The organism is Streptomyces speibonae (assembly GCF_984686075.1).
Map to the genome: position 1 here is coordinate 952390 of NZ_OZ480260.1, position 10278 is coordinate 962667.

The following is a 10278-nucleotide window of genomic DNA, read 5'->3' on the forward strand; positions in this document are numbered from 1 at the left end:
CGTTCTGTCGGCCGCCCCGCGCACCGGGGCGGCCCCACCACCCGGAGACCCGATGACCCACCAGACCACCGCCGAGACCGCCGAGCGCCGCGCCAAGGCGGAAGGCGCCATCGAAGCCCTGCGGACCGCCGCCGAAGAGATGCACGTCGGCATCGCCGTCGGCTCGATCCCGCTCGAAGTCCGCCCGGCAGTCGAGTCATGGCTGCGCCGTCTTGCCGAGCAGCGCCTCGACCGCTCGCGCAAGGAAACCGCCACGCCCGCCGCTGCGCCTGCTGCCGTGGAGCCGCCCGCCGACCAGACCGCCGACGCTCCCGCCGCTGAGTGCAGCGCGCAGCACCGCCGGTTCGACGACGACCGACTCTGCATCCGCGCCGCGCAGCACCACGGCGACCACATCGACGAGCGCGGCTACCACTGGTCCGACACCGTGGCCGTCTACCCGGTGGCCGACGGCACGTTCCGCACTGGAACCGACGTGGGCGCCGAGCTGCGCCGCATGGCCGACGAGACGGCAACCGAGACGCAGCCCGCGCGCTGCGTCTGTGGGCACCCCATCGGCCTCCACCACGAAGACGTCTGCCTCCGCACCGACTGTGGATGCGCTGACGCGCTGGAGATCAACGCCGTGCCCGAGGCCCTCGAAGCGGTACTGACGGAGCGCTACACCGAACTCGGCAACTCCTTCTCCCGGATGCGGCGCCAGGAGCAGGGCCCGGACGGGTGGCCCGCAGAGCGCCCCGTCGGCCCGCACCACGTCGCCGAGACGCTGCGGGAGCTGCTGCGGCGGGCGGCCACCGACGGACCCGGACTCCGCCTGCCCGACCACACCGTCAACGAGGAAGAGACCCCGCCCCCTGCCCCCCGCGACCGCCACCGCGCCGCATGGAACGCACTCACCCCCCAGCAGCAGGCCGCCTACCTCGCCCAACTCGACAGCGCCGGTGCGCGGCAGGACCAGACCACAACCGACGAGCCGGAGCGCTGCGCCCACTGCACCCACCCCAAGCGCGACCACGACGGCCGCGCCGACCACCGAGCCAAGCACTCCCCGCTGGTCGCAGGAGACCCCTGGTGCCACGCCTGCGACGGCCCGTGCGACTACGCCGCCGGGGCGCGGCAGGACGAGACGGCAACCGACCAGCCCGCGCCCGGGAGCACCGAGACCCGCCCCTGCCGGACGTCCGTCTCCGGCGGCACGGTGTGGTGCTGCGAAGAAGGCGAGACCGACTGCCCGTGCGTCTGCCACCAGCCCGCCGCCGGGGCGCGACAGGCCGACGAGACGGCAACCACCGAGGCGCCCTGGCCGACCGTCACCGACTTCTCCCTGGAGGTCTGGGAGGGCGACACCTGGGTCGGCGTCACCTTCAAGCGGAAGACCCTCGACGAAGCCCGCGAGCGCCGCGAGTCCTTCCGCCGCCGCTTCCCGGAGGCCCAGCTCCGCATCGTCCGCTGGGACGAGACGTCCACCGTCGTGGAAGCCGATCCCGGGCCCGCCGCCGGGGCGCGGCAGGACGGGGGCCGGCCGTGATCGGTGAGGCCATAGACACCGCGATCACTCTCGGCGTGGCGCTCCTCGTGTGGATCGTCGTCGCGGCCGCTGTCGGCACGGTGGTCCTCCTCGGGGCGGCTGCGGCCGCCGCGTGGGTTGTGAAGACCCTGCGGCGGGGCGTCCGGGCCAGGAGGCACCCAGAGGACTGCTGTACGCCCGCTGGAGCGACGAACACCCCCTCCGGCGGCTCTGCGGACACCGGAACCCCTCCCAGGCCCGCAGAGGGCCGCTCACGGCCTTCGTGGTCCCACAGTCAGCCACCCGACTACGACGAGGCCGCCTGATGGGCCGCGCCCTCGGCATCGGCATCGTGCTCGCCCCGTTCATCAGCGCCGCCCTGCTCAGCCTCCGCTGGGCAGGGCGCGCCCTCCACAACCACTACCGGAAGGACCGCCGATGACACCCGCCCTCCGCTACGGCCACGCCGCCACCCTCACCGCCATCCTCTTCACCACCGCAGCCGCCTACCTCGCCCACACCGGCCACTGGCTCCCCGCCGCCGCCCTCATCTACACCGCCGCCCTCTTCACCTGGATCGCCACCCGCGAATACGCCACCCACAAGCGCACCCTCCTCGAGCACGACTGGGCCAGACGCCAAGCCCTCGGCCACAACCCGCCCCCGCTCAACCCGTGCTGCCGCCTCGGCCGCGCCTCCTACGGCGCAGCCCACGACCACCTGTGCACCGACCTCACCACCCGCCACACCGACCGCCCGGAGGACCACGCAGCATGAACCAGCGCATCCCCCTCGACCACCTCACCAGCGACCAACTCGACCACCTCTACGAACGCGCCGAACAGGCCGAGGCCGCCCTCACCCGCGTCCAGCACGTCGCCGCCCTCATCCACGCCGGCGCGCCCTGGACCGCCAACCGGACCGACACGGCCGCCCGCATCCGCGCCGCCATCGCCGGACCCGGCACGGCAGCGACCGAAGCGACTGTGCCCCGCGCCCTGTTCGACGAGAACGCCCGCCGCCACCAGGCCGCCATCGACCGTGTCGACGAGCTCCTGGCCGCCATCGCCCGCGTCCGCAAGGTCGCCACCGCCATCCGCGACGCCACCGCCGCCGGCCGCAACGACTGGCAGATCGGGCAGCACGACTGCGCACTCACCATCCTCGCCGCCCTGACCGAGCCCGCCCCAGCAGCGACCGAAGCGACCGAGCTGGAGACCACCGTCCGCGTCATCTCCGCCCTCCACCAGACCGCCAACGACACCGTCACCCGAGTCATCGACCTCCACGAGCAGTGGGTAGCGGCCGGCCCGCCCCCGCTCGGCACCAGCCTCGCCCGCTGGTGGGACAAGCGACTCGCCGAACTCCACGACGCCATCCAGCCCGCCGACCAGCCCAAGGAGCAGTGACCATGCCCGCGAAACCACTCGCCGTCGGCGACGTCATCCACGGCTTCGCCTACGGAGCATTCGGCCGCGACCACTACGACTGCGTCCGCATCGAAGCCGTCGGCCCCGACTGGATCGTCACCCGCGACCCCCACGCCGAGTTCGACGACGGCCTGTCGTTCGTCTCCGGAAGCCGCTCTCTGAAGCTGTGCATCCAAGCCCGAGACGAGCCCTGCTCCGGCGGCCCCTGCCCGCTCGCGCGAATCGATCCGCCGCTCACGGACCTCGCCTCGAACCGCTGAAGAACGACGCAGGGGCGCGCCTCACAGTCTCCCCAGACCAGGCACGCCCCCAGGTGCTGATCACCGTACCGCCCCAAGCACCACAGGAGCCACGATGACCACCACCACCCACCTCACCGTCGTGATCCGCCACTGGCCGGACCTTCAGGACGCCCTCGGCCAGCCCGCCATCCACCACGGCTTCGGCATCGGCCTCCGCGGACACCTCGCCGCACTCACCGACATCGCCGACCGCGCCCTCGCCCGCGCAGCCGAGCGAGCCGACTCCGCCCCCGACGCCCCCGGGGAGCGGCCGGCCCCGCTCCGCACGACGATCCTCGACACCATGACCGAGGTCGAGGCCGCGCTCGTCGACTGCGCCGACCAACTCGCCGCCCACATTCAGCGCACCCCCATGAGCCGCGCGCCCCGCGACTGGCCGGCCGCCGACCGCGCCCGCCGGAACGAGCTCGCCGACCAGGACGCCAACGATCCGCGCCGCTGGAAGTGGACGGGGCGGCGGACGGCACCGCATGCCGCCCTGTGGCTGTACGCCCGTCTCACCCAGCCTGGTGGGCCGTTCGCGCCGCTGACCGATCGGCACCGGGAGACCGTCGCCGCCGTGGCCCGAGCCTCCGCGGAGCGGGTGGAGCGGGCGTTGGACATCGCCGCGCAGCGCCGCACGCTGGAGCAGCGGCACGACTGCGGCGGCCGGATCGACGTCCACGGCGGCGAGGGCAGGCAGCCGCTCGCGCACTGCACCGGCTGCGGACGCATCTGGACCGAGAACGGGATGGTGGCCGCGTGAACGACGACGAGGCCAGGGCATTCGTAGAGATCTGGCGAGAGGAGTTGCTACGCGAGCACCCCGAGGTCGCTCGGGAGATGCGGCGCATGCGGCGGGGCATGACGAGCCCGAGCAGGATCGTCATGGACGATGCGCGCCTCAACGAAGCGGACGGACCCGACGGGAGGGCGGGGTGATCGCCGCATGAGCCCGGAGTGGCGGCGGCTCCTCGGCCGGTGCCTGATCGTGGCCGCACTCGCTGTCGTCCTGTGGGTGGCACTCACGGCCTGAACAGCACGAAGCCCGCCGTACCCCACAGGGTGCGGCGGGCTTCGCTCTCCCAAGTAGCCACCGACGCTACGCCCCAGACGGTCACGGCGTCCAGACGTCCGGCCCGCCACCCCGCCACTCGATCAGCAGCGACCGCACCACGTCCATCTCGTCGGCCTCCTGCAGACCGGCCTCCTGGAGATACCTCGCCACGTCGAGGACGGAGAACGCCCGGCCGACGATCGCGCCGTCGATGCGGACACGCCGGCCTCCGTCGTCGTCGGGCGGGTAGATCACGACAGGGGGAACAGCCATACGGCCAGCGTGCGGGCGCGGGCGGGTGGGCGCACGCGGGGATGGGCCGGACACGCGAAGAGGGCCCCCTGCTGTTCCTAGGTCAGCAGGGAGCCCTCTGGTCTGCGGTCGGCTACGGCCGCCACTCCTCACGGTAGCCGGGCCGGTCCGCGTAGGGCAGGGCGAGGCTGCGCAACAGGTCCCCGTGGACCTCGTCCCATCCCATGATGGTGGCGTGGGTGTTGATACGCCCGATCAGCCGCCGCTTGGCGTCGATCTCGCGCAGCACCCGCGCCGGATCCCACTCCGCGATGTGCGCAGCCAGCTCGGGCCCCTCCACGGTCAGGCCGCGCCAGTGCTTGTCCTGCTCGTATGGAGTGTGGTGTTCGGGCGGCCACATGAGGACCATCTCCGAGTTCGTCCAGTCCGGATCATCGCCGGGGCCCTGGTGCCAGTCGTGGGGCGCCCGCACGGCCCGCGCGGTCCGCTCGTCCTCGTCGAGCTGCGCGCGCAACCACTCCACCAGGTCACCCATCCTGCGCCTCCGGCTCCACGCTCGTGACGTCAAAGCTGAACGACACGTCCGAACACGCGTCGTAGATCTCTTGCCGGATCTGGTCCGGTGCCGCATCGGCGTCGGCCTCGATCCGCATCGTCAGCACGAACGTCCTCATACCGGTCTCCTTGGGTCGCTGTCTCGAGGTCGCGAGGTCGGTCCGCTTACCTGGCTGTTTGGGGTTCGCCGCGAAGAACGCGGCCACCTCGTCCTCTCGCCATCGAAGCGCCGTCGTGCCCGGCACCGGTACAGGCTGAGGAAAGGTCCCGCGGCGTCGGTACGTGTGGATCGACACGCGGCTGACCCCGTGCTCCACCGCGATGTCGTTAAGGCTCATCAATCGCGGGCTCCCCTCGCGCTCAGGGTTCTTGGGCACGGCAGCATCCTCCCCGAACCCCTTGACGTTTGTAAAGGGGTCCTGCACTCTGGAACGGCAACAACAAGTCGGCCCCGACCGGAGCTCTCACCCTGCCGGTCGGGGCCAGTCACCCAACCTGCCGTGAACAGGAGAGATGACCGTGACCGATCGTAACGGCCAGCAGCCGCCCCAGCCCAGCCCCCGCGCCCGCGCCATCCAGGCCGCCGCCGACGCCTGCAACGCCCACCAGCAGGCCCCCGACACCAACACGCTCCACCGCCTGCGGGCCACCGTGCAGACCGCCCACAACCTCGGCGCCACCTGGGCTGACATCCGCGCCGCCAGGGGACAGCGGTGAGCACCGAGCAGGACTCCCTCGCCCCGCGGGCGAACCGGATCTTGTCCACGCCGGACACCGTCGAGCAGTGCCGCACCGAGCTGCGCACCCCCACCGAACAGACCATCGCCGCCGGTGCCGCACGCGACCAGGCCGCGTTCGCCCGCATCAACGCCGCCCGCTGACCCCGAGGAGAACCACCGTGCCCGAACAGCACACCGACCTCACCACCCCCGAAGCCGTCGCCGCCGGCCAGCAGGTCTACGACCGCATCACCACCGGCCAGTGCACCGACGCGGTCGCCGAACTCAACGCCGCCTACGGCCAGAAGGAGAACTAGACGTGGGCTTCGGGCAGATCGCCGCGCACCAGGTGCAGTCACTCGCCGCCGCAGCCCGCGCCGGCGCCCTGGACCCGGAGCAGGCCCGCAAGGCCGCGGAGGACAACCTCAACAGGCTCAACCCGGTCGACCGGGCGGAGGCGGAGGCGATCCTCCGCGCCAACGCCCCCCGCTGAACCCACCAGCCGCCGCGCCCCGGTCACCATCCCCCGGCCGGGGCGCGGCTCACCCCCGCAAGGAGCCCCGGCCCGATGCTCGCCTTCCTCACCCGCCGAAAGGACACCCCCATGACCAGCACCACCACCGAGACGTCCCCTCCGCAGACCGACGACAACGTCGTGATGCGGTTCCTCACCCAGGGCGGCGCCACCGTCGAGCTCCGCCGACAGACCCGCACCGTCAACTACCAGTACGGGAACCCCGGCTACCTGCTCGGCAACGGGCAGACCCGCGTCTCCAACGGCTTCAACTGGCGGTGCCTCGGCTGCAACGCCATCGGAGGTGGCGGCCGGTACGGCTTCGGCGACAACCACTTCGACGAGTACATGCCGGAGAAGTCCCGCACCGAGGCCAACGAGCACGCCGCCACCTGCCGGGCCATGCCCAAGCCCACCGCCTGACCGGTAGCCCTCGGCGCACGACCACAACGCGTGCGCCCTGGACATCCGGCCAGCCACCACCCACCCGACCCGAGTGAAAGGGCCGCCATGCGACGCCGCCCCGACCACCTCCTCCGCAGCCTCCTCGCCGCCGCCCTGGCCGTCCTCGCTCTCATGCACCCCGAGGCCACCGCCCAGCTCGCCCAGCTGGCCACCGCGCTCCTCCTCGGCATCGTCACCGGTATCACCCACGCCGCCGCCGCCCAGCCCGAAGCCGCCCTCCTCACCGCCGGCGGTATCTACCTCGCCCACCAGATCCGCACCCACCGCCCCCGCACCACCGCCCGCACCTGACCCGGAGAAACCCGCGATGCCCAGCCGCTTCCGCCGCCCCCGCACCCAGACCATCACCGACACCGTCAACGGCACCCCCGTCACCTACACCATCCCCGACACCAGCCCGCCCCCGCCGCGGCTGCCGTTCCACCTCGACAGCCTCCTCCGCAAAATCCTGTTCACCACCGCCATCCTCATGACGATCGGCGCGATCATCTGGGGCACCGTCGCCATCGGCGGCATGCTCGCCATGCTCGCCCCCGCCTGGGCCGCCTACCTCGTCGCCGGAGTGTTCGACGCCGGATGGGCCGCCTGCCTCATCGCCGAATGGCTCCTGCGCCACGACCACAAACGCGCCGAACTCCCGCGCACCGCCGGCGTCGCCATGCTCGTCGTGTCCATGGCGGCGATCATCATGCACGGACACCTCACCGGCCCGTGGGGCTGGATCGTCGGCATCGTCGGCGCGCTCGTCTCCGCCGCCGCCAAGGGCGTCTGGGCGATCGGCATGCACACCATCCGCATCAAACTCGACCCCAAGTACGAGGCGTACCTGTCCGCGCTGCAGCAGCAGGCCGGCACCGAGATGGCGCTCGCCCTCGGAGAGCGGGACCGGCTCCTGTCGCAGGAACGCACGGTCGCTGTGCGGCTCGCCCTCGAGGCCCGCCGTCCGCCCGCACCGCCGGTGGTCGAGCCCGAGAACCGGCCCGTGGACCGGCCTGAACCGCAGCCGGTCCAGACCGCCGACCAGCCGGTGAACCACGCCGAACCCGCGCCCGCGCCCGCCCCGGTCCACGCCGCCGGGCGTGCCGTGGACCGGCCCATGCAGCCCGAGGACCAGGTCGACCAGCTGCTGTCCCGGCTCCGCAGGGGCGAGCACATCACCAAGCGCGGCGCCGCCTTGATCCTCGGCGTGTCGGAGTCGACCGCGTACCGGCGGCTGAAGGACGCCGAGTCGAAGCTCCACCAGTACAACTAGCCACCCCCGCGGCCGCCCCCGTCCCCGGGGGGCGGCCCTCGTTCTGCCGGAGCCCGCCAGTGAAGATCACCACCGCCGATCTCGCCACCAGCCTCGCCGTGCCCAGCATCGTCACCGGCGCCGCCCTCATCGCCGAATGGCAGTACGGCACCAGCGCGGCCGCCGTCGAGTTCACCGCCGCCGTCGCCGCGGGCAAGCTCGCCTTCGTCAGCTTCGCTAAGAAGTGGAGCCCCGCCCTGGCCTGGTCCAGCCTCGCCGCCGCTGGCCTGTTCACTCAGGCCGGCGTCACCACCGTCGCCGGGATAGGGCCCACCGCCTACGCGTGGCTCGTCTCGTCGGCTGCCGCGGTCGCTGCCCGGCTGGTGTACAAGCACCACACCCGGCATGACGCGATCAAGCTCGACCATGAGTCGGTGAAGCTGCGGACTGCCATGATCCGGCAGGAGATGGCTGCGCACGCCCTCGCGCAGCGGACCGCGCCTGAACCGGTTCAGGCCGGGCCGGACCTGACCGGGCGGACCGTGGAAGAGACCCGCCTGCGGACCGTGGTCCACGAACTGTTCCAGGCCGAACTCCCGGGCTGCACCGTGGAACGGACCAAGACCGGCTGGACCGCGGTTCTTGATCTGCCTGTGAATCTGGACCGGTCCCGCCTCAAGTCCGCCTGGGATCGGGTGGCGTCGGGCATGGGCGTGGCCGGGGAGTTCATGCTGGAAGACGGGGCGCTCACGAACCAGATCATCGCCCGGTTCATCGACGGTGACCCGCTCGCCGCGGTGGTCCCCTACACGCGAACCCAGGGCGCCCGGTTCACCGACCCGGTCCTGTTGGGCGTGGACCGGTTCCTGAACCCGGTCTGGCTCGACCTGGCCTACAACCACACCTTGGTCGCCGGATCGTCCAAGTTCGGCAAGTCCACCCTGGTCCGGTCCATCGCGGTCCAGCTCGCGGACCGCCCGGACACCGTGCTGTACGGCATGGACCTCAAGCCGGGCGCGCCGGAGCTGACCCCGATGGCGCCGATCCTTCAGGACGTCGCGACCACCCCGGAGCAGGCGCACGCCCTCCTCGACTGGCTCAAGGAGGAACTCGGCGAGCGCGGCGAGATCCTCGCTGCCGCGGGCGATCAGGAGTGGGACCCCGCCAAGCACGGCCGGCCCGCGATCTGGGTCATCGAGGACGAACTCGCCGAGCTGGTCCGGCAGGGCGACGACGGCCCGTGGAAGAAGCAGCCGGCCTCCAAGAAGCAGGAGTCCCTTCTCGCGCTGATGCGGTTCGCCGGCATGCACTTCCTGTCCGCCACCCAGCAGCCGAGCAGGAAGGTGTTCGGCGGCACCACGGACGCCCGCGGGAACTACGCGAACCGGCTGTCCACCCGCATGAACGACGCGGACCACCGCCGGTTCATCTTCGGTAACACCCCTGGTTGGGAGCCCGGGAAGCTGGACCAGCCGGGGAAGTTCCTGCTGCAGTCGCCGGTCCACCAGGTCGCCGCGCCGTACAAGGGGATGTGGCTGACGGGCGATGAGTTCCGTGCTGAGGTGGCGCGGATTGGGGCGACGACGGTGCGTGCGCCGGTGGGGAAGCGGCTGGTTCTGCCGGTGGGTGGGTCGTCGAATCAGGAGAAGGTGCGGGCTGCGTTGGCGAAGTACGGCAATGCGACGCGGCGGGAGCTGGAGCAGGCGACCGGGCTGGAGGAGCGGCAGGTGTTGAAGGCGCTGGACGGGCTGAAGCCGGAGGTGGAGCGCACGGACGCGGGGACGTGGCGGATGGTGCCTGAGGAGGCGTGGGACGCGCAGGCGGTCTCCGTCCCGGTGGAGCGGTAAACGCCGAGGTCGGAGCCGGTTTGTGTGGGGTCTCCTACCCCCTTCCCTGAGCGGTGCTGGAAGGTCCGCCAGGGGAGGGGGTTTCCTGTGCCCGGGAGACCCTCTGGGGGACCGTGTCGGGCCGTCGGAGAGAGCTGCCAGATGTCCCGTCCTGGCGGGGCCCACACGCGAGAGGATGCTGCCATGGCTACAGAGCACAAGATGACCTGGGACCCCGACTTCACGGAGTCGGTGGATGAGAACGGGTGGGTGGTCAGGGAGCTGACTGGTATCACGCCCGTGAATTGTTCGTGCGGCTTCGCCAAGGTCGTGGCGAACCGCGATGTGCGGCGGGTGGTCGAGGAGCACGAGGCCGGTGCCGATACCGCGGACACCGCCTGACCTCAACCTTGCTTGACGTATGACCCGTCGTACCGCACC

At 71.8% G+C, this 10278-nt stretch carries 18 protein-coding genes; 15 read left to right on the forward strand and 3 right to left on the reverse strand.

The window, feature by feature from the left end:
- Positions 1–52: 52 nt before the first annotated feature.
- From AC5L3C_RS04040 to AC5L3C_RS04065, 6 genes are all read left to right on the forward strand, one after another.
- Positions 53–1528 (forward strand): hypothetical protein, encoded by a 1476-nt coding sequence (locus AC5L3C_RS04040; RefSeq protein ID WP_493646980.1) that lies wholly within the window; start codon positions 53–55, stop codon positions 1526–1528.
- A gap of 417 nt (positions 1529–1945) precedes the next feature.
- Positions 1946–2284 (forward strand): hypothetical protein, encoded by a 339-nt coding sequence (locus tag AC5L3C_RS04045; protein ID WP_493646982.1) that lies wholly within the window; start codon positions 1946–1948, stop codon positions 2282–2284.
- Positions 2281–2916 carry a hypothetical protein gene (locus AC5L3C_RS04050; RefSeq protein WP_493646983.1) on the forward strand — a complete coding sequence of 212 codons (636 nt, stop codon included), beginning with the start codon at positions 2281–2283 and terminating at the stop codon, positions 2914–2916. Before AC5L3C_RS04045 ends, AC5L3C_RS04050 begins: the two co-directional genes overlap by 4 nt.
- 2 nt (positions 2917–2918) lie before the next feature.
- On the forward strand, positions 2919–3197 hold the full coding sequence (locus AC5L3C_RS04055; protein WP_493646985.1) for a hypothetical protein: 279 nt from the start codon (positions 2919–2921) through the stop codon (positions 3195–3197).
- A 94-nt stretch (positions 3198–3291) separates the two neighbouring features.
- On the forward strand, positions 3292–3984 hold the full coding sequence (locus tag AC5L3C_RS04060; RefSeq protein ID WP_493646987.1) for a hypothetical protein: 693 nt from the start codon (positions 3292–3294) through the stop codon (positions 3982–3984).
- Complete coding sequence (locus AC5L3C_RS04065) at positions 3981–4160, forward strand: hypothetical protein (protein WP_493646988.1); 180 nt, start codon at positions 3981–3983, stop codon at positions 4158–4160. Before AC5L3C_RS04060 ends, AC5L3C_RS04065 begins: the two co-directional genes overlap by 4 nt.
- Positions 4161–4335: 175 nt before the next feature.
- Here the strand turns inward: AC5L3C_RS04065 and AC5L3C_RS04070 are convergent, their stop codons facing one another.
- The 3 genes from AC5L3C_RS04070 to AC5L3C_RS04080 form a co-directional block, all read right to left on the reverse strand.
- On the reverse strand, positions 4336–4548 hold the full coding sequence (locus AC5L3C_RS04070; protein WP_493646989.1) for a hypothetical protein: 213 nt from the start codon (positions 4546–4548) through the stop codon (positions 4336–4338).
- Between the two features lie 112 nt (positions 4549–4660).
- Complete coding sequence (locus AC5L3C_RS04075; protein ID WP_493646991.1) at positions 4661–5062, reverse strand: DUF6221 family protein; 402 nt, start codon at positions 5060–5062, stop codon at positions 4661–4663.
- Positions 5055–5459 (reverse strand): helix-turn-helix transcriptional regulator, encoded by a 405-nt coding sequence (locus tag AC5L3C_RS04080; RefSeq protein ID WP_493646993.1) that lies wholly within the window; start codon positions 5457–5459, stop codon positions 5055–5057. Before AC5L3C_RS04080 ends, AC5L3C_RS04075 begins: the two co-directional genes overlap by 8 nt.
- A 142-nt stretch (positions 5460–5601) precedes the next feature.
- On the opposite strand from AC5L3C_RS04080, the gene AC5L3C_RS04085 reads away from it, so the two are divergent.
- The 9 genes from AC5L3C_RS04085 (at position 5602) to AC5L3C_RS04125 (ending at position 10239) form a co-directional block, all read left to right on the forward strand.
- A complete protein-coding gene (locus AC5L3C_RS04085) occupies positions 5602–5799 on the forward strand; it encodes a hypothetical protein (RefSeq protein WP_493646994.1) in 198 nt (65 codons plus the stop codon).
- Positions 5796–5963 carry a hypothetical protein gene (locus AC5L3C_RS04090; RefSeq protein ID WP_493646996.1) on the forward strand — a complete coding sequence of 56 codons (168 nt, stop codon included), beginning with the start codon at positions 5796–5798 and terminating at the stop codon, positions 5961–5963. Before AC5L3C_RS04085 ends, AC5L3C_RS04090 begins: the two co-directional genes overlap by 4 nt.
- 17 nt (positions 5964–5980) lie before the next feature.
- Positions 5981–6118, forward strand: coding sequence for a hypothetical protein (locus AC5L3C_RS04095; RefSeq protein ID WP_493646997.1), 138 nt, complete (start codon positions 5981–5983; stop codon positions 6116–6118).
- A 2-nt stretch (positions 6119–6120) separates the two neighbouring features.
- Positions 6121–6294: a hypothetical protein gene (locus AC5L3C_RS04100; protein WP_493646999.1), complete on the forward strand. Its 174-nt coding sequence runs from the start codon at positions 6121–6123 to the stop codon at positions 6292–6294.
- 111 nt (positions 6295–6405) lie between these two features.
- Positions 6406–6738 (forward strand): hypothetical protein, encoded by a 333-nt coding sequence (locus AC5L3C_RS04105; protein ID WP_493647000.1) that lies wholly within the window; start codon positions 6406–6408, stop codon positions 6736–6738.
- A gap of 87 nt (positions 6739–6825) precedes the next feature.
- Positions 6826–7071, forward strand: coding sequence for a hypothetical protein (locus AC5L3C_RS04110; RefSeq protein ID WP_493647001.1), 246 nt, complete (start codon positions 6826–6828; stop codon positions 7069–7071).
- 16 nt (positions 7072–7087) lie between these two features.
- Positions 7088–8032, forward strand: coding sequence for a hypothetical protein (locus AC5L3C_RS04115; protein ID WP_493647003.1), 945 nt, complete (start codon positions 7088–7090; stop codon positions 8030–8032).
- A gap of 59 nt (positions 8033–8091) precedes the next feature.
- Positions 8092–9858: an FtsK/SpoIIIE domain-containing protein gene (locus tag AC5L3C_RS04120; RefSeq protein WP_493647004.1), complete on the forward strand. Its 1767-nt coding sequence runs from the start codon at positions 8092–8094 to the stop codon at positions 9856–9858.
- Positions 9859–10041: 183 nt separating this feature from the next.
- Positions 10042–10239 carry a hypothetical protein gene (locus AC5L3C_RS04125; protein WP_493647006.1) on the forward strand — a complete coding sequence of 66 codons (198 nt, stop codon included), beginning with the start codon at positions 10042–10044 and terminating at the stop codon, positions 10237–10239.
- Positions 10240–10278 lie beyond the last annotated feature (39 nt).